We start from the raw sequence: 17,976 nt of genomic DNA on the forward strand, positions 1-17,976 counted from the left end.
ATTCTAACCATGATCCTTGACGCCACCGACCTGCGCCTCCTGCATTTCCTGCAACAGGATGGCCGTATCAGCAACCAGGAACTGGCGGAAAAAGTCGCGTTGTCGCCCTCTGCCTGCCTGCGTCGTCTACGTCTGCTGGAGAGCGAAGGGATTATCAGCGGCTACCGTGCGGTGTTGAATGCCGAGCAGTTGGGGATTGAACTGGAGGCCATCGTCCACCTGTCATTGCGTCAGGATGTGGAGGATTGGCATGAGACGTTTATCAAGAAGGTGCAAGGCTGGCCGGAAGTGGCCAGCGCGTACGTGATCACCGGCGCCAGCAACTATGTGCTGCGGGTGCAGGCACGCAACCTCAAGCACTTTTCGGACTTTATCGTGAACCACCTGAACCGCACGGCGGGGGTGATGGATATCCGCTCGGAGATTGTGCTGCAGAAGATCAAGGATCGGGATGAGGTGCTTGATCTGGTTGTACGCAAATAGGAGCAGCACCATCGCTCGAATGTGGGAGGGGCGGTGCGACGATTCGACTTGCCCCCTCCCACATTTTTGACCGTGTTGATCAATCCTCCAACGCACGAACCCGCTGCATGCGTCTTTGCTCTACCGGCGCTGCCGCGGTCTGCAACTCAAAGTCAAAATCAATCTGTGCAAACCGCCCCTCCACGCCAAACTCCCGTGCCAGTTGCTGATCGTCACTGAAGCGAATCTCGGCAATCAATTCGTCCCGCGTCGCGTAGGCAAAATCATCATGCAGGTACGGGTCATCCGACAGGTTGATCTGGGTGGTCAAGTGCCGATACCCCGGCGCCGAGATGAAGAAGTGGATATGCGCCGGGCGCTGCCCGTGGCGCCCCAGTTGATCGAGCAACTGCTGGGTCGGCCCGGTCGGCGGGCAGCCGTAGCCCGACGGCACGATGCTGCGAAAGCGGTAGTTGCCCTGGGCGTCGGTCTCGATACGCCGACGCAGGTTGAATTCGGATTGCGTCGGGTCGAACCACGAATACGTACCGCCGGTATTGGCCTGCCACACGTCGACAATCGCCCCGGCCAACGGCTTGCCGTCGGTGTCGCGCACCTGCCCGCGCATAAACAACGGCACCGCGTCGTCCTTGCCATCGTCCAGCCGCGCCTCGTACTTCGACAGCGGCGCGCCGGCCACATACAGCGGGCCTTCGATGGTGCGCGGGGTACCACCGGACTTGCCGGCTTCCTCGTCGGCGGCGTCCATCAGCATATCCAGGTAATGCTCCAGGCCGAGCCCGGCGGCGAGTAGTCCGGCCTCCTGGTGCTTGCCCAGTTCGTTGAGGTAGTTGACCGCCTTCCAGAACTCTTCCGGGGTTACGTCCAGGTCTTCGATGATGTTTACCGTATCGCGCAGGATGCGGTAGATCAGCGCCTGGGCGCGCGGGTTACCGCCGTCAGTGAGGTTGCCGCTGGCTTCTTCGAGAAACCGTTGGGCATGGGCAGTCTGGGACAGTCGGATGGACATGGTGCGTTCCTCATCTTGTAGTTATCAGGGTGAAAACCGGCCTAGCGGTCATCTTCATGGATCGACGAAGGGTGCCGGCACAGGGCATTCACTTCGATGGCCATGTAGGGGTAAAGCGGCAGTTGCATCAGCAGGTCATGCAGTTCTTGCACGCTGTCGACGTCGAACACGCTGTAGTTGGCGTAGAGCCCGGCGATGCGCCATAAGTGGCGCCATTTCCCTTGCTCTTGTAAAAGTCGAGCAAAGGCCTTTTCGTCGGCCTTGAGGCTGGCGGCGCGCTCGGGGTGCATGTCGACGGGCAGGTTCACGGTCATTTTTACGTGGAACAACATGGGCGGCGCCTCTTAGTGTTTGTCACGACGGAAGAACGCCAGGCGCTCCTCATCGATGGCCAGGCCCAGGCCCGGCAAGTGGGAGACATGCAGCTGGAAATCGCGGTACAGCGGCGGCTCGGTAAGGATGTCTTCGGTCAGCAACAGCGGGCCGAACAACTCGGTGCCCCATGCCAGTCTGTTCAGCGTGAGGAAGGCATGCGCCGACGCCAGGGTGCCGATCCCCCCTTCCAGCATGGTGCCGCCGTACAGGCCGATACCAGCGGCCTCGGCAATCGCGGCAGTGCGCAATACCGCGCGGGGGCCGCCGTTCTTGGCGATCTTCAGGGCGAACACCGAGGCCGCGCTTTCACGGGCCAGGTTGAAGGCATCTTCGACACACTCGATGGATTCGTCGGCCATGATCGGCGCCGGGCTCGACAGGTTGAGCCGGACCATGCCGCCACGGTTATTGCGCGAGATCGGCTGTTCGATCAAGTCGATGCCGTGGTCGCCGAGCACCTTGCACGCCCGCAGGGCCACGGCTTCGTCCCAGGCCTGGTTGACGTCGACGCGCACGCTGGCACGCTCGCCCAGGGCCTTTTTGATCGCGATGACATGGGCCAGGTCATGGCCGACTTCACCGGCACCGATCTTCAACTTGAAGATGCGGTGGCGGCGCAGGTCGAGCATCTTTTCGGCCTCGGCAATGTCCTGGGCGGTATTGCCGCTGGCGAGGGTCCAGGCCACCGGCAGTGCATCGCGCACACGCCCACCGAGCAGTTCGCTGACGGGCAGGTTCAGGCGCTTGCCGAGGGCGTCGAGCAAGGCGCTTTCGATACCGGATTTGGCAAAGGTGTTGCCGCGAATGCTGCGTTCCAGGCGCAACATGGCCGCGTTGATATTGCTGGCGTCCTGGCCGATCAGCAATGGGGCGAAATGACGGTCGATGTTGACCTTGATGCTCTCGGGGCTCTCGTTGCCGTAGCTCAGGCCGCCGATGGTGGTGGATTCGCCGATGCCTTCGATGCCGTCGGCGCAGCGCACGCGGATGATCACCAACGTCTGGTTTTGCAGGGTGTGCATCGCCAGCTTGTGCGGGCGAAGGGTGGGAAGGTCGACGATAATGGTCTCGATCGACTCGATGGCGCAAATCGGCATGGCAATACCCGTTGGGTTCTTTATAGATTTACGTCGATTCTGTGCCGCATTTTTCCTGGCTTCCAATATAGAATTAGTCTCGATCAATACCCTTAAGGTATGAAAGGAGCCGTTATGGAACTGCGTCATCTGCGCTACTTCCAGGTGCTGGGGCAGACCCTCAACTTCACCCGTGCTGCCGAACGCCTGCACATCGCCCAGCCGCCGTTGAGCCGGCAGATCCAACAATTGGAAGATGAATTGGGCGTGATTCTGCTGGAGCGTGGCCGACCGCTGCGGCTGACCGAAGCCGGGCGGTTTTTCTATGAGCACGCCAATGTGTTGCTCGAACAATTGGCCACGGTCTGCGACAACACCCGCCGCATCGGCCAGGGCGAGAAGACCTGGCTGGGCATCGGCTTTGCGCCGTCGACCTTGTATGGCGTGCTGCCGGAATTGATCCGGCGCTTGCGCAGCCATGAGGCGTTGGAACTGGAACTGGGGTTGTCGGAGATGACCACCTTGCAGCAGGTCGAGGCGCTCAAGGCCGGACGTATCGACGTGGGCTTCGGGCGCATTCGTATCGACGACCCGGCCATCGTCCAGCGTGTGCTGGTGGAGGATCGGTTGGTGGCCGTGCTGCCCGCCGGCCACCCATTGCTCGATGCACCCGCGACCCTCGCCCAACTGGCCGCCGAGCCGTTTGTGCTCTACCCCGGCAACCCGCGCCCCAGCTATGCCGACCATGTGATCGCACTGTTCGACGCCCACGGCCTGAGCCTCAAGGTGGCGCAGTGGACCAACGAACTGCAGACCGCCATCGGCCTGGTCGGTACGGGCATGGGCGTGACACTGGTGCCGGCGTCGGTGCAGGTGCTGCATCGCGCGGATATCGGCTATACGCCGGTTGTGGAAGCGACGGCGACCTCGCCGATCATTCTCAGCCGACGGGTGAATGATCAGTCGCCGGGGCTCAGTCATTGCCTGCAGTTGGTTGAAGAACTGATCTGAAATCGCCCAGGCACCGCCCCTCCCACTGGTTGATCTTCATCAGGTTCAAGTACTGCGCATACGCATGCGTTGCAGCGTCTGGCTGGGGGATTCATCGAACAGTTTCCGATACTCCGCCGAGAACCGCCCCAGGTGGGTAAAGCCCCAGCCGAAGGCGATCTCGGAGATGGTGCGGATCGATCCATGCTCGAGGATTTCCTGGCGCACCGCACTCAGCCGGTGCTTCTTCAGGTAGGCCATGGGTGACAGGGCAAAGTACTTGCGAAACGCATCGAACAGCTTGAACCGCGACACCCCGGCAGCGGTTTCCAGGTCTTCCAGGTGCAGCGCCTCGCGGGCGTTTTCGTGAATGTACTGGCGCGCACGGATCAGGTAATGGGGCAGTTTCACCCCCAATACGTCGCGCAGTTCTTCCGAGTAATTGTTCGGCTGGGCGAGGATCAGGCCCTTGATCAATGAGCTTTCCAGGTCACGGGTGAACGCCGCCTGTTCATACAATTCGCTACGGCACTCCAGCTCCGCGATGAAGTAGCGCGCCATGCGCCACCACGACGCCGACGCCCCCTCCACCGCATCCATCACCGGTTCAAATTGCAGCGGCGCCTCGATCGGCCGTTGCAGCAAGCCCTCCAGGGACTCGCTCATCGCCGCCCTCGTGATCACCACCTGCAACTTGCGACAATCGCCGGAAATCGCCAGCACCTGGTGCTCGTTGGGCGCGATGATCACGCCCTGGTCGCGGTTGGAACTCAGGCGTTGGCCGTTCTTGCTCAGCTCCTGCTCCCCCACCAACGGCAGCGTGAGGCTGTAGCTGCTGAAGTGCTCGGCGTCTTCGATATCGATGGTCACGTCGGTGCCGTACTCGATCACCCCAAGGGTGGTGGCGCGGGACTTGAACACGTTGGCACTGTGATGAAAGCGCAGGCGCTCGGGCGTGCTCGTCGCCAGGCGGTGCGGCCCGCAAATGCCGGACATCCAGCTGCGGGCGCCTTCGAGATCGAAGCGTTGAATATGAATATCGCGTGTCTGGCTACTCATCAGTGTGCACCCACGGCGGTCAGGCGGTTGCGCGCTCTGGCGGCGCGTCGTTGTGGCTCCACAGCAAGTTCTACGCCACGCCGGCCCGATTGCAACCGGGTGGATAGCAACCGCCCACTATGTGGATAAACCGCAGGTGTTGACGCCCCTTGCCTCGCCAGACGGTAGCGCGTCGCGTCACCGCCCTGCACCACCGTGGGTATTTGCTGCCCAACTTTGCGGCCCACCTTCCCTCATTAAGCGGATAGCCCGCCACCTTGTCGCAGCCTCTTAATGGCTCACCTGTTCAGCCATTATCAAAAGGTGCCTCCCATGAGTGGTGCAAGAAGCGTCGAGCAATGGAAAAGCTTTATCGAGAGCTGCCTGGATTTTCGCCCGGCAGACGCCGTGTTCCGCATCGCCCGCGACATGTTCACCGAGCCGGAACTGTTCGATCTTGAGATGGAGTTGATCTTCGAGAAGAACTGGATCTACGCCTGCCATGAAAGCGAACTGGCCAATCATCATGACTTCGTGACGATGCGCGCCGGGCGCCAGCCGATGATCATTACCCGTGATGGCGAGGGCCGGCTCAATGCGCTGGTCAACGCCTGCCAGCATCGCGGCACCACCCTCACCCGGGTCGGCAAGGGCAACCAGTCGACCTTCACCTGTCCGTTCCACGCCTGGTGCTACAAGAGCGATGGCCGGCTGGTGAAGGTCAAGGCGCCGGGGGAATATCCGGAAAGTTTCGACAAGGCAACGCGCGGCCTGAAAAAGGCCCGCATCGAGAGCTACAAGGGTTTCGTCTTCATCAGCCTGGACGTGAATGGCCGTGACAGCCTGGACGACTTCCTCGGCGATGCCAAAGTGTTCTTCGACATGATGGTCGCGCAGTCGGCCACCGGTGTGTTGGAGGTGCTGCCGGGCAAGTCGGCCTACACCTACGACGGCAACTGGAAACTGCAAAACGAAAACGGCCTGGACGGGTATCACGTCAGCACCGTGCACTACAACTACGTGGCCACGGTGCAGCATCGCCAGCAGGTGAATACCGAGAACGGCAGCGGGTCCGCCAGCACCCTGGACTACAGCAAGCTCGGCGCCGGCGACGCCAACACCGATGACGGCTGGTTCGCCTTCAACAATGGCCACAGCGTGCTGTTCAGCGACATGCCCAACCCCAGCGTGCGCTCCGGCTACGCCACCATCATGCCGCGCCTGGTACAAGAGCACGGCCAGCAGAAGGCCGAGTGGATGATGCACCGCCTGCGTAACCTGAATATCTATCCGAGCCTGTTCTTCCTCGACCAGATCAGCTCGCAGCTGCGCATCATTCGTCCGGTGGCGTGGAACAAGACCGAGATCATCAGCCAGTGCCTGGGGGTGAAGGGCGAATCCGACGCCGACCGCGAAAACCGTATTCGCCAGTTCGAGGACTTCTTCAACGTCTCGGGCATGGGCACTCCGGACGACCTGGTGGAGTTCCGCGAAGCCCAGCGTGGTTTCCAGGGCCGCCTGGAACGCTGGAGCGATATTTCACGCGGCAGCCATCGCTGGGAGACCGGCCCCACGCCGAACAGCGAAGCCATCGGCATCTCGCCGGCCATGACCGGCACCGAATTCACCCATGAAGGCCTGTACGTCAACCAGCACCGCAACTGGCAGCAGTTCCTGCTCAAGGGCCTGGATCAACAAGCGCTGACACTGCGGGAGGTGGAATGATGAATGCGCCATTGCAGTATCGGATCGAGCAGTTTTTCTACCTTAAGTCCGAGCTGTGCGACGCCCAGGACTGGGACGCCTACGTGCAGTTGTTCGACCCCCAGAGCGAATTCCACCTGCCGCAATGGGACTCGGAGCACGTCTACACCCGCGACCCCAAGCGCGAGATGTCGCTGATCTACTACGCCAACCGTTCGGGCCTGGAAGACCGCGTGTTTCGCCTGCGCACCGGCAAGGCGGCCTCCGCTACACCGATGCCGCGCACCTTGCACCTGATCAACAACGTACGCATTGCCGAGCAGCCGGACGGCACGCTGGAGGTCCGGTTGAACTGGCACACGCTGTTCTATCGGCTGGCCATATCGGAGCAGTTCTACGGGCATGCCACCTATCGCCTCAGGCCCCATGGCGACAGTTGGCTGATCACTCGCAAGCATGCGCTGCTGCTTAACGACACCATTAATTCGGTGCTGGATTTCTATCACCTTTGAAGCACATCACGCGTGGAGTTTCCGTGAATGAATCACAAAGTGGCCTTCAGTTTTGCCGACGGCAAGACTCTGTTTTTCCCGGTGGGCGCAAATGAAATCCTGTTGGATGCGGCGCTGCGCAATGGCATCAAGATCCCCCTGGATTGCCGCGAAGGCGTATGCGGCACCTGCCAGGGCCGGTGTGAATCGGGGGATTACACCCAGGACTATGTGGACGAGGAAGCCCTCTCCAGCCTCGAACTGCAACAGCGCAAGATGCTCAGTTGCCAGACCCGGGTGAAGTCCGACGCGGCGTTCTACTTCGACTTCGATTCGAGCCTGTGCAATGCGCCGGGGCCGGTGCAGGTGCGTGGCACGGTGAGCGAGGTGCAGCAGGTGTCGGCCAGTACGGCGATCTTGACCGTGCGGTTGGACACGGCGCTGGATTTCCTGCCGGGCCAATATGCGCGCATCTCGGTGCCCGGCACCGACTGTTGGCGTTCCTACTCGTTCGCCAACCTGCCGGGCAACCGGCTGCAATTCCTGATCCGCCTGCTGCCGGATGGGGTGATGAGCAATTACCTGCGGGAACGTTGCCACGTCGGCGATGGGTTGCTGATGGAGGCGCCACTGGGTGCGTTCTACCTGCGCCATGTCAGCAAACCGCTGGTGCTGGTGGCCGGCGGCACCGGATTGTCGGCGTTACTGGGCATGCTCGATGAACTGGCCGCCACGGGCTGCGAGCAGCCGGTGCACCTGTACTATGGCGTGCGCGGGGCCGAGGATTTATGTGAAGCGCAGCGTATCCATCAATACGCCTCGACAATCCGCGGCTTTCGCTACACCGAAGTACTGAGCGCACCGTCACCTGAATGGCCCGGCAAGCGCGGCTACCTCACCGAGCATTTCGACCTGGCCGAATTGCGCGACGGATTGGCGGATATGTACGTGTGCGGCCCTCCGCCAATGGTCGAATCCATCCAACAATGGCTGTCGGATCAGGCACTTGATGGCGTTCAGCTGTATTACGAAAAGTTTACGCAGAGTAATATCTGACTCCTCAGCACTTCTGAGGGGTTCTACCCCGAGAAAAACAAGTAGAAGGGAACGTTAATGGCGGATGACATGGTTAACCCGGCAGGCCTCAAGCGTGGCCTTAAGAACCGGCATATTCAGTTGATCGCCTTGGGCGGGGCGATAGGCACGGGGCTGTTCCTCGGTTCGGCCGGGGTACTCAAGTCGGCAGGGCCGTCGATGATCCTGGGCTACGCGATCGCCGGTTTCATCGCGTTCCTGATCATGCGCCAGCTCGGCGAGATGATCGTCGAAGAACCGGTGGCCGGCTCGTTCAGCCACTTCGCGCACAAATACTGGGGCGGTTACGCGGGCTTCCTGGCCGGCTGGAACTACTGGGTACTCTACGTGCTGGTGGGCATGGCCGAGCTGACTGCGGTGGGCAAGTACATCCAGTTCTGGTGGCCGCAGATCCCGACCTGGGTCAGCGCCCTGGTGTTCTTTGTCGCGGTGAACCTGATCAACACCCTGAACGTGAAGTTCTTCGGTGAAGCGGAGTTCTGGTTTGCGATCATCAAGGTGGTGGCGATTGTCGGCATGATCGTGCTCGGCTGCTACCTGCTGTTCAGCGGCACCGGCGGCCCGCAAGCGTCGGTCAGCAACCTGTGGAGCCACGGCGGGTTCTTCCCGAATGGCGGCATGGGGCTGTTGATGTCCATGGCCTTCATCATGTTCTCGTTCGGCGGCCTGGAGCTGGTGGGTATCACCGCTGCCGAGGCCAGTGAGCCCCGCAAGGTGATCCCCAAGGCGATCAACCAGGTGGTGTACCGGATCCTGATTTTCTACGTCGGCGCATTGACCGTGCTGCTGTCGTTGTACCCATGGGATCAACTGCTGCAAACCCTCGGCGCGTCGGGCGATGCCTACAGCGGCAGCCCGTTTGTGCAGATCTTCTCGCTGATCGGCAACGACACCGCCGCCCACATCCTCAACTTCGTGGTGCTGACCGCGGCGCTGTCGGTGTACAACAGCGGCGTGTACTGCAACAGCCGCATGCTGTTCGGCCTGGCCGAGCAAGGCGATGCGCCGAAAGCGCTGATGAAACTCAACAAGCAAGGCGTACCGCTGCGAGCCCTGGCGATCTCGGCGCTGGTGACGATGCTGTGCGTGGTGGTCAATTACGTGGCACCGCAAAGTGCCCTGGAGCTGCTGTTCGCGCTGGTGGTTGCCTCGCTGATGATCAACTGGGCGCTGATCAGCATCACCCATATCAAGTTCCGCAAGGCCATGGGTGAGCAAGGGGTAACACCGTCGTTCAAGACCTTCTGGTTCCCGTTCAGCAACTACCTGTGCCTGGCGTTCATGCTGATGATCATCAGCGTGATGCTGGCGATCCCGGGGATTCGCGAGTCGGTGTATGCGATGCCGGTTTGGGTGGGGGTTATCTATGTGGCCTACCGGTTGCGAGTGAGTAAGACGAAAGCGGTCGCCGCTGCGCAGTAATATCCATGTGGGAGGGGGCTTGCCCCCGATAGCAGTGTGTCAGTCACTTATGTGTCCACTGACCCTCCGCCATCGGGGGCAAGCCCCCTCCCACATTTGATTGCGTTTACAGCGTGGAGCGCACTCGCCACAGCTCGGGGAACAGCACGGTATCGAGCATCTTGCGCAGGTAACCCACGCCCTCGGTGCCGCCGGTGCCGGGCTGGAAGCCGATAATCCGCTCCACCGTGGTCACATGCCGGAAACGCCATTGGCGGAACGAATCCTCCAGGTCGATAAACTTCTCGGCCAATTGATACAAGTCCCAATACCGGCTCGGGTCGCGATACACCTCACGCCACGCCGCCTCCACCGACTCATCGTGAACGGTCGCCGCCGTCGGGTCGCGCTCGGCACGCTTGGGGTCAATCGCCAGGCCCGCCTTGACCATCAGGTTGATCGCCTCGTCATACAGCGACGGCGTAGCAATCGCCACCTGCAACGCCTGCAACAACTCAGGCCGATGGGCATGGGGGCGCAACAGCGCCGGGCTCTTGTTGCCGAGGATAAATTCGATCTCGCGGTACTGGAACGACTGGAACCCCGACGACTGCCCCAGGAACGGGCGAATCGCCTTGTACTCTGACGGTGTCATGGTCGCCAGCACCGCCCAGGCGTGCACCAGTTGATCGAAGATCCGCGATACCCGCGCCAGCATCTTGAATGCCGGCGGCAGCTCGCCCAGGCGCACGTGTTCGCGGGCGGCCTTGAGTTCGTGGAGCATCAGCTTCATCCACAGCTCGGAGGTCTGGTGCTGGATGATGAAGAGCATTTCGTTGTGGTCCGGCGACAGCGGGTGCTGGGCGCTGAGCACTTTGCCCAGGTCCAGGTAGTCGCCATAGCTCATGGACTCGGAAAAATTCAGTTCGGCGTTATGCCATTCTTCCGGTGGCTGGTAGTCGGCAGAGAAAGGACATTGGCTCATCGCGTGGGCTCCTTGAGCGGACGGAGAATGGCACGGACCGGGCTGGCGTCCAGGTTGGCGAAACGCAGCGGCAGGGCGATCAGTTCGTAGTCGCCCTCCGGTACGTCGTCGAGCACGATGCCTTCAAGGATCGCCATGCCATGCCGCGCCACGGCGTTGTGGGCATCCATGGTCTTGGACTGTTGCGGGTCCAGGGAGGGCGTGTCGATCCCGATCAGGCGCACACCCAGGCTGGCCAGCAGTTCAACGGTCTGCGGGGCGATGGCGGTGAAGTTCGAATCCCATTCGGTCAGCGGTGCTTGTGGATAAGTACGCAACAGCACGCGCTCCGGCAGGTTATCCACACGCCCGTCCAACTGATGGGGCTGGACCAGCGCACCGCTGTCCAGGCAATGCAGTACCCGGCACGGGCCCATGTACACCTCCAGCGACACTTCGCCAATCGGCGCTCCGTCGGCGCTGTAATGCAGCGGCGCATCCACATGGGCGCCGGTGTGCGGCGACAAGGTGATGCGCCCGACATTCACCGGGCACTCCGGGCCGAACTGCCACACACGCTCTTCCTGGAACGGCGTATCGCCCGGCCAGGTCGGGGTTGCCATGCTCAAGGGCGGGCTGATATCCCACCACGTTTTTATTGAGGTCATTCGAAGGCTCTCGGCGGTTACTGGGGTGAATGATACGAGGGCCAGACGTGAATTTTCTTGCGAATTCGTGCGCCGAGAGTGACTTCTTTCGCACTTACTGCGAGGAAACGACTGATTCACGCTCAAAAGTGTCGACTGACCCGGCGCCATCGGGGGCAAGCCCCCTCCCACATTGACTGCACATGGCCTGAGGAGTCGTGTTCACCTGCGCTTCTGGGCATCCCGATGTCGAGTTCAGACCACTGGCGCAACGCCCCAGGCCTTAGGGTGGATCTTTCCATTCCCTGCCTCGGAGTCATCATGTCCAAGCCCATCACCGTACTGCGCGACACCCACCCCCTGCCGGTCCTGGATGCCTGCAAATGGGAAAAGCTCGAAGGCGACCCGCACACCGTCAACCTCAACGCCTACACCAGCGAAGACGGCAGCAAGATCATGGGCACCTGGATCTGCACGCCGGGCAAGTGGTATGTCGAATATGTGAAATGGGAATACTGCCATTTCCAGGAAGGCTACTGCGTGATCACGCCTGAGGGGATGGAGCCGATTCACTTGCGGGCTGGGGATATCTTTGTGGTGGAGCCAGGGATGAAGGGGACGTGGGAGGTGGTCGAGACAGTACGTAAGTATTTTGTGTTTGCTTGAGCCGCCTCTTCCAGTGAACTGATTTTTTGTGGTGAGCGGGGCAAGCCCGCTCGCCACAGTCAGTTTATTCGGGTTTGCGATAGCTGTTGATGATCGCCGAAAAGTCCTTGCCCCCTTCGCCGCGCTGACTCATCGATTGATACAACTGCTGGGCCACCGCACCGAGGATCACCGGTTGCTTGGCCTGGCGCGCCGCTTCGGTGGCCAGCCCCAGGTCCTTGAGCATCAAATCGGCGCCGAACCCGCCGGTATAGCCACGGGACGACGGCGCGGTTTCGATCACGCCCGGCCATGGGTTGTAGGTGTCGGAACTCCAGCAACGCCCGGTGGAGCTGTTGATGATCCCGGCCAGCACCTGGGTATCGATGCCCAGCGCGTCGCCCAAGGCCATGGCTTCGCTGACGCCGACCATGCTGATGCCGAGCAGCAGGTTGTTGCAGATCTTGGCGATTTGCCCGGTGCCCACATCGCCGCAGTGCACGATGTTACGGCCCATCTGTGCCAGCACCGGTTGCAGGGTGGCGAACAGTGCCGGGGTGGCGCCGACCATGAAGGTCAGGGTCCCGGCCTGCGCCCCGCCGGTGCCGCCGGAGACCGGTGCGTCGGCCATCACCACGCCTTGCTTGGCGGCAGCAGCGGCGACGTCGCGCGCGGTCTGTGGGTCGATGGTGCTGCAATCCACCGCAGGCACGCCGTTGCCGATCCCCGCCAGTACACCGTCTTCATTCAGCCAGACACTGCGCACATGGGCGGCGGCGGGCAGCATGGTGATCACCAGCTCGGCGCCTTGGGCAGCGTCACGCGGCGAGTCGCTGATGTTGCCGCCCAATTCGGCGAGTTCCTTGAGCACCGTCTGGTTCAGGTCGAACAGGTTCAGCCCATGGCCGGCCTTGATCAGGTTGCGGGCCATCGGCGCGCCCATGTTGCCCAAGCCGATAAATGCAATCTTCATGGTCGTCTCCCGAATCAGCGCAGGTTGATGGTGGTGTTGACGCCATCGTTGACCGTGTCGTCGTCGAACCAGCGGCTGGTGACGGTCTTGGTCTGGGTGTAGAACTGCACCACTTGCTTGCCGTACGGGCCGAGGTCGCCGAGCTTGGAGCCACGGGAACCGGTGAAGCTGAAGAACGGCACCGGCACCGGGATCGGGATGTTGATACCGACCTGGCCCACATCGATTTCGCTCTGGAATTTACGCGCCGCCGCCCCGCTCTGGGTGAACAGGCCGGTGCCGTTGCCGAACGGGTTGGCGTTGACCAGCGCAATCGCCTGGTCGAGGGTGTCGACTTCCAGCACCACCAGCACCGGGCCGAAGATTTCCTGGGTGTAGATCTGCATATCGGTGGTCACGCCCGAGAACAGGGTCGGGCCGACGAAGTTGCCGTGCTCGAAGCCCGGCACCTGGATGTCGCGGCCGTCCAGTTCGAGCTTGGCGCCCTCTTTCACGCCGCTTTCGATCAATTCCAGGATGCGGGCCTTGGCGCGCTTGGAGATCACCGGGCCGACATCCGTGCCCGCTTCGCTGCCGGCGTTGACCTTGAGCTTTTGCGCCAGCGCTTTCAGATCCGGCAGCCATTGCTTGGCCGCGCCCACCAGCACCACCACCGAGGTGGCCATGCAACGTTGGCCCGCCGCGCCGAAACCGGCACCGACGAGGGCATTGAGGGTATGTTCACGGTTGGCATCCGGCAGCACCACGGCGTGGTTCTTGGCGCCCATCATCGACTGCACGCGCTTGCCGTGCTTGCCGGCCAAGTCGTAGACGTGAGTGCCGACGGCAGTCGAACCGACAAAGGACACCGCCTTGATGTCTTTATGGGTGCACAGCGCATCCACCACGTCCTTGCCGCCGTGCACCACGTTGAGCACACCCGCCGGTACGCCGGCTTCCAGCGCCAGCTCCACCAACAGCAGGGTCGACAGCGGGTCCTGTTCGGACGGCTTGAGGACGAAGGTGTTACCGCAGGCGATGGCCATCGGGAACATCCACAGCGGAATCATTGCCGGGAAGTTGAACGGGGTAATGCCGGCACACACGCCGATGGGTTGGCGCAGGGTGTAGGTATCGACGCCACCGGCGACGTTCTCGGCGAACTCACCCATTTGCAGGGTGCCGATGGAGCAGGCGTGCTCCACCACTTCCAGGCCACGGAAAATATCGCCCTCGGCATCGGCAATGGTCTTGCCCTGCTCGGCGCTGAGGACCACCGCGATACGCTTGGAGTGTTCGCGGATCAGGGCTTGCAGCTTGAGCATGATGCGCATGCGCGCGCCGATCGGCGTCAGCTTCCAGGTCTGGAAGGCTTGATGGGCGGCGTCGATGGCGGCATTGACTTCATCGGCCGTGGCGAACGGGACTTTGGCCAGCACTTGCTGGGTGGCCGGGTTGACGATGTCTTGCCAATGGGTGGTCTTGGACTCGACCCACTCACCATTGATCAGCAACTTGACCTGTTGCACGGAAATATCGGCAGATGCGTTCATGTGGTCTCCAACTCTTATATTTATACAGAGACAAGGCGCTTGAATCGCCTTGAAGAATGAGGCGTTCGGACTGTTTTTGGAGTATAGATGTGCAAATCTCTAATAAGAACGCACATAAAAGCCGGTCCAATATGCAAAAAAACATCACATCACTGGGCTCCCTGAATTGGGATGACCTGAAGTTTTTCCTCGAAGTGGCCCGCACCCGCAAGGCCAGCGTCGCCGCCAAGCGCCTGGCGGTGGACTACACCACCGTGTCGCGGCGCATCAGCTCATTGGAAGTGTCCCTCGGTACGCTGCTGTTCGAAAAATCCCGGACCAACGGCTTCGTCCTCACCCCCGAAGGCCAGCGTTTGCTGGGCTACGCCGAGTCCATCGAAAGCACCCTGCACATGGCCTGCGAACAGGTGTCCGGCTCCGGCGTGGCGCTGTCCGGCCATGTGCGCATGGGCTGCACCGAAGGCTTCGGCAGCTTCTTCGTCACCCCGCAGTTGAGCCACTTCGTCGACACCTACCCCGCCATCTCGGTCGACATCCTGCCCCTGCCCCACTTCATCAGCCTGTCCAAGCGCGAAGCCGACATCGTCATCGCCCTGGAACGCCCGGAACACGGGCCCTACGTGTGCTGCAAACTGTGCGATTACAAACTGCAGCTGTACGCGACCCAGGAATACCTCGACCAACACCCGCCTATCCACAAACCGGCAGATTTGGCCGAGCATCCGTTTATCAGCTATGTGGATGATCTGGCCTTCAGCTCGGAGCTGCTTTACCTGGCGAACGTAGTGCCCGGCGCCAGCGCGAGTTTGCGCAGTACCAGCGTGATTGCGCAGTACGTGGCGGCGCAGCAAGGGCGGTCGATGGCGATCTTGCCGTGCTTTCTGGCGGCGCAGGATCCACGGTTGCTGCCGGTGTTGGGGGAGCAGATTGCGATCACTCGCCAGTTTTGGATGTATTGCCGGGAGGATCTGAGGAAGTTGAAGCGGATTACGTTGTTGTGGGATTACATCAGGGAAGTGACGGAGCAGAACCAAGGGTTGTTGATGGGGGAGACGCGGGAGATGCGGTTTGCGGATTAAGGGCCAGCAACGATAACTCCCCTTAAATTGCAGGAGGTTCCTAGAGAATCTCCGGCCAATTAATCGAACACCGTTCGAATGTGGGAGGTGGCAAGCCCTCTCCCACATTTTGATTGGGTTTCAGATTGAAATCGGACTGCCGGCTCAGTCCGCGATCACCACAATCGACACCCGCCGATTCTCGGTACGCCCTGCCGCTGTGTCGTTGGCGGCCACCGGTTTACTGCTGCCCAGACCACGCAACTGAATGTTTTCCTCTTTCATGCCCACGCCCTGCAGCACCGTGGCCACGCTTTTCGCGCGGCGCAGGGACAGTTGCTGGTTGTAGGTTTCCTTGCCCGAGCCGTCGGTGTGGCCATCGACGCGTACGCGCTCGATGCCTACACCCAGCAGGGCCTTGCCGATGCGCTGGACGATGTCGGTGCTGGGTTGGTTAAGGGTTTCGACGTCACTGCCAAACAGCACTTTGCCGGACAGGCCGAACGCCCAGCCGTCATCGGTAAGCTCGAAGCCCTGTTGCTTGAGGACGGCGACTTGCGCCGGGGTCAGGCCTTTGGGAGGCGCCGTCTGGCAACCGCCCAGGGCGAGCAGTGCCACCAGCAGGGTGATAAACATAAAACGCGCGGTCGAGAACAAGGAATCAACTCCTGTGTTGAACGTTGACGACGGGGCTCTCCGGCTCCGCCGTTTGCTGGCCCCCCGAGGACAAACGCTTGGCCTGGTACATCGCCGCATCGGCGGCATTGAGCAAGGTGCCGGGTGTGACGCCATGTTCGGGGTAGATGGCGATCCCGATACTGAGGGAGGTCAATACCTGGGTGCTGCCGGGCACGGCAATCGGCATGTCCATGCTGGCGATGATTTTTTCGGCGATGCGCTGGGCGTCTTCGACCTTGTGCAGCGGCGCCAGCAGGATGGCGAACTCGTCACCGCCCAGGCGCGCCACCAGGTCATCTTCACGCAATTGCGCACGCACCCGCTCGGCGACAGCCACCAGCACGGCATCACCTGCGGCATGGCCGAAGCTGTCATTGATCTCTTTGAACCGGTCGCTGTCGAGGTACAGCACGGCCACCTGCTCCTTGGCCTTGGCGGCGCTGCGCAGCGCGCGAATCAGGCGGCCTTCGAAGTACGCGCGGTTGGGCAGACCGGTAAGGCTGTCGTGGTTGGCCTTGTGGGCGAGGGTTTCGTTTTCGCTTTGCAGATGGTTTTGCCAGGCTTCCATCTCGCCGAGCAGGGCATTGAAGTCGCTGCCCAGGCTATCGAGTTCGGCGATGCGGGCCGGCGGCACGCGGCGGTCGAAGTCACGCTCGCTGCGGGCGGCGTGGGCCACGGCGGCGAGGCTTTGCAGCGGCTCCGTAATGCCACGCAACAGACGCCGCGCCAAGTGCAGGGCGACCCAGGCACTGAGGACGGTGCAGATCAGGATCCCCGCCAGGCCGCTGAGCAGGAAACGCAGCAGGCTACCGCCGTGGCCGGTCAGGTGAATACTGCCGATGGTGCGCCCCTGGTGGAGGATCGGCTGGCTGATGGGCTGTTCGAGCAGGGTATGCGCCAGCGCCAGTTCAACCCGGGAGAGCATGCCGGTTTCCGGGCGTTCCCAGTGCGCCAACAGCCGGCCACTGCTATCGAACACGTCAGCCTGGGCGACTTCTTCGGTGGAGGCAATCAGGCTGAGGGCTTCGGTGGCGGCGCCGCGGTCGTTGAACACCACGGCCGCTTCCACGGTGTAATTGATGGAGCGGGCGATCAGGTGCAGGTTGTGTTCGGCGTAGACCCGCAGCGCCAACACGCCGAGCAGGGTCAGGGAGACACTGGCCAGCGTTACCGCCACCAGCGCCAGGATCATGTGCCCTCGACCGATGACGGAACGCAGGGTAGGTCGTACGTTCACTGCTCTCATGAGGCGGGCGCCCGGCGCCGTGACAGTTGCAACACGCTGGGATGAATGCGCACGCCGCTGCGCGCCACCGAGTCGAGGTTGACCTCAAACGACACTTGCTCATCGCTTACCCGCAGGCAGAACAGGCTGCCCACGGTGCATTGGTCGCCGCCTTCGCTGATGCTGAGCACCGGGTGGCCGATCAACGAGGCAAACAGGCGGCTGCGTTCGTCATTGCTGAGTTTGCCGATGTACACGGCGTCGCAGGCGTTGACGATATCGGGATGGTCGGCCAGCAGGCGCCGCACCACGACCGGACGGCCGGTGGCCTGGATGGTGCCTTTGATCAGGTCGTCGGTGTATTGGGTCGGGCCGACGATGCACAGGCGCAGTTGCGCAGGCTCTACTGGCCAGCGGGCATAGCTGAGGATACCGAGTACCACCTGGGTGACCGCCTGGGCGCGCTGGTCAGCCGGGCCTGGGGCCTCGGCAAATACGCGGGGCGCCAGCAGGCATAGAATCGCCACCAGCAGCAAGCGTCTCCAGCTCAAACTAAGCTCTGTGGGCGAGACGGCCAGGTTCATGCAACGAT

The 17,976-nt window shown here is 61.7% G+C and carries 19 protein-coding genes; 8 read left to right on the top strand and 11 right to left on the bottom strand.

The genetic code is table 11. From position 1 onward, the window contains the following. The first annotated feature begins 9 nt into the window (after positions 1 to 9). Positions 10 to 483 carry an Lrp/AsnC family transcriptional regulator gene (locus BM416_RS24225; protein ID WP_003176072.1) on the top strand — a complete coding sequence of 158 codons (474 nt, stop codon included), beginning with the start codon at positions 10 to 12 and terminating at the stop codon, positions 481 to 483. A gap of 79 nt (positions 484 to 562) precedes the next feature. Here BM416_RS24225 and catA read toward each other — a convergent pair whose 3' ends face one another. From catA to BM416_RS24240, 3 genes are read right to left on the bottom strand one after another with little or no spacing between them, the layout of a single operon-like run. Then, complete coding sequence (gene catA / locus BM416_RS24230) at positions 563 to 1,492, bottom strand: catechol 1,2-dioxygenase (protein WP_092489714.1); 930 nt, start codon at positions 1,490 to 1,492, stop codon at positions 563 to 565. A gap of 41 nt (positions 1,493 to 1,533) precedes the next feature. Then, positions 1,534 to 1,824, bottom strand: a complete 291-nt coding sequence (gene catC, locus BM416_RS24235) for a muconolactone Delta-isomerase (RefSeq protein ID WP_092489715.1) — start codon at positions 1,822 to 1,824, stop codon at positions 1,534 to 1,536. A 12-nt stretch (positions 1,825 to 1,836) separates the two neighbouring features. Further along, a complete protein-coding gene (locus BM416_RS24240) occupies positions 1,837 to 2,964 on the bottom strand; it encodes a muconate cycloisomerase family protein (RefSeq protein ID WP_092489716.1) in 1,128 nt (375 codons plus the stop codon). A 114-nt stretch (positions 2,965 to 3,078) separates the two neighbouring features. Here BM416_RS24240 and BM416_RS24245 point away from each other — a divergent pair, with 114 nt between their 5' ends. After that, entirely contained in the window at positions 3,079 to 3,954 is an 876-nt protein-coding gene (locus tag BM416_RS24245) for a LysR family transcriptional regulator (RefSeq protein WP_092489717.1), read from the top strand. A gap of 45 nt (positions 3,955 to 3,999) precedes the next feature. On the opposite strand, the gene BM416_RS24250 is transcribed toward BM416_RS24245, so the two are convergent. Then, on the bottom strand, positions 4,000 to 4,992 hold the full coding sequence (locus BM416_RS24250; RefSeq protein ID WP_092489718.1) for an AraC family transcriptional regulator: 993 nt from the start codon (positions 4,990 to 4,992) through the stop codon (positions 4,000 to 4,002). A gap of 312 nt (positions 4,993 to 5,304) precedes the next feature. On the opposite strand from BM416_RS24250, the gene antA reads away from it, so the two are divergent. From antA to BM416_RS24270, 4 genes are read left to right on the top strand one after another with little or no spacing between them, the layout of a single operon-like run. Continuing rightward, entirely contained in the window at positions 5,305 to 6,696 is a 1,392-nt protein-coding gene (antA, locus tag BM416_RS24255) for an anthranilate 1,2-dioxygenase large subunit (RefSeq protein ID WP_092489719.1), read from the top strand. Next, the gene (gene antB / locus BM416_RS24260; RefSeq protein WP_092489720.1) at positions 6,696 to 7,187 is read left to right on the top strand and encodes an anthranilate 1,2-dioxygenase small subunit; all 492 of its coding nucleotides are present in this window, start codon (positions 6,696 to 6,698) and stop codon (positions 7,185 to 7,187) included. The genes antA and antB overlap by 1 nt, the downstream gene beginning before the upstream one ends. A 27-nt stretch (positions 7,188 to 7,214) precedes the next feature. Continuing rightward, a complete protein-coding gene (gene antC / locus BM416_RS24265; RefSeq protein ID WP_092489721.1) occupies positions 7,215 to 8,222 on the top strand; it encodes an anthranilate 1,2-dioxygenase electron transfer component AntC in 1,008 nt (335 codons plus the stop codon). Between the two features lie 57 nt (positions 8,223 to 8,279). Then, complete coding sequence (locus BM416_RS24270) at positions 8,280 to 9,683, top strand: amino acid permease (RefSeq protein WP_027607675.1); 1,404 nt, start codon at positions 8,280 to 8,282, stop codon at positions 9,681 to 9,683. 106 nt (positions 9,684 to 9,789) lie between these two features. Here the strand turns inward: BM416_RS24270 and kynA are convergent, their stop codons facing one another. Then, entirely contained in the window at positions 9,790 to 10,647 is an 858-nt protein-coding gene (kynA, locus tag BM416_RS24275) for a tryptophan 2,3-dioxygenase (protein WP_027607676.1), read from the bottom strand. Then, the gene (gene kynB / locus BM416_RS24280) at positions 10,644 to 11,294 is read right to left on the bottom strand and encodes an arylformamidase (RefSeq protein ID WP_092489722.1); all 651 of its coding nucleotides are present in this window, start codon (positions 11,292 to 11,294) and stop codon (positions 10,644 to 10,646) included. Before kynB ends, kynA begins: the two co-directional genes overlap by 4 nt. A 300-nt stretch (positions 11,295 to 11,594) precedes the next feature. On the opposite strand from kynB, the gene BM416_RS24285 reads away from it, so the two are divergent. Further along, a complete protein-coding gene (locus tag BM416_RS24285) occupies positions 11,595 to 11,939 on the top strand; it encodes a cupin domain-containing protein (protein WP_003230905.1) in 345 nt (114 codons plus the stop codon). A gap of 64 nt (positions 11,940 to 12,003) precedes the next feature. On the opposite strand, the gene mmsB is transcribed toward BM416_RS24285, so the two are convergent. Both mmsB and BM416_RS24295 read right to left on the bottom strand, forming a co-directional pair. Further along, on the bottom strand, positions 12,004 to 12,891 hold the full coding sequence (gene mmsB / locus BM416_RS24290; RefSeq protein ID WP_092489723.1) for a 3-hydroxyisobutyrate dehydrogenase: 888 nt from the start codon (positions 12,889 to 12,891) through the stop codon (positions 12,004 to 12,006). Positions 12,892 to 12,905: 14 nt separating this feature from the next. Beyond that, positions 12,906 to 14,423, bottom strand: a complete 1,518-nt coding sequence (locus BM416_RS24295) for a CoA-acylating methylmalonate-semialdehyde dehydrogenase (protein ID WP_092489724.1) — start codon at positions 14,421 to 14,423, stop codon at positions 12,906 to 12,908. Between the two features lie 131 nt (positions 14,424 to 14,554). Between BM416_RS24295 and BM416_RS24300 the strand changes: the two genes are divergently transcribed. Further along, a complete protein-coding gene (locus tag BM416_RS24300) occupies positions 14,555 to 15,502 on the top strand; it encodes a LysR family transcriptional regulator (RefSeq protein ID WP_065925944.1) in 948 nt (315 codons plus the stop codon). Positions 15,503 to 15,646: 144 nt separating this feature from the next. Here BM416_RS24300 and BM416_RS24305 read toward each other — a convergent pair whose 3' ends face one another. The 3 genes from BM416_RS24305 to BM416_RS24315 are packed head-to-tail and all read right to left on the bottom strand — an operon-like array spanning position 15,647 to position 17,968. After that, positions 15,647 to 16,138 (bottom strand): outer membrane lipoprotein YfiB, encoded by a 492-nt coding sequence (locus BM416_RS24305; RefSeq protein ID WP_065938979.1) that lies wholly within the window; start codon positions 16,136 to 16,138, stop codon positions 15,647 to 15,649. Positions 16,139 to 16,142: 4 nt separating this feature from the next. Further along, positions 16,143 to 17,405, bottom strand: a complete 1,263-nt coding sequence (locus tag BM416_RS24310) for a diguanylate cyclase DgcN/YfiN (protein ID WP_092489725.1) — start codon at positions 17,403 to 17,405, stop codon at positions 16,143 to 16,145. Next, positions 17,402 to 17,968 carry a regulatory sequestration protein YfiR gene (locus tag BM416_RS24315; RefSeq protein ID WP_092489726.1) on the bottom strand — a complete coding sequence of 189 codons (567 nt, stop codon included), beginning with the start codon at positions 17,966 to 17,968 and terminating at the stop codon, positions 17,402 to 17,404. The genes BM416_RS24310 and BM416_RS24315 overlap by 4 nt, the downstream gene beginning before the upstream one ends. Between the last annotated feature and the right edge of the window lie 8 nt (positions 17,969 to 17,976).

The organism is Pseudomonas sp. NFACC42-2, assembly GCF_900116055.1.
GTDB lineage: Bacteria > Pseudomonadota > Gammaproteobacteria > Pseudomonadales > Pseudomonadaceae > Aquipseudomonas > Aquipseudomonas marginalis.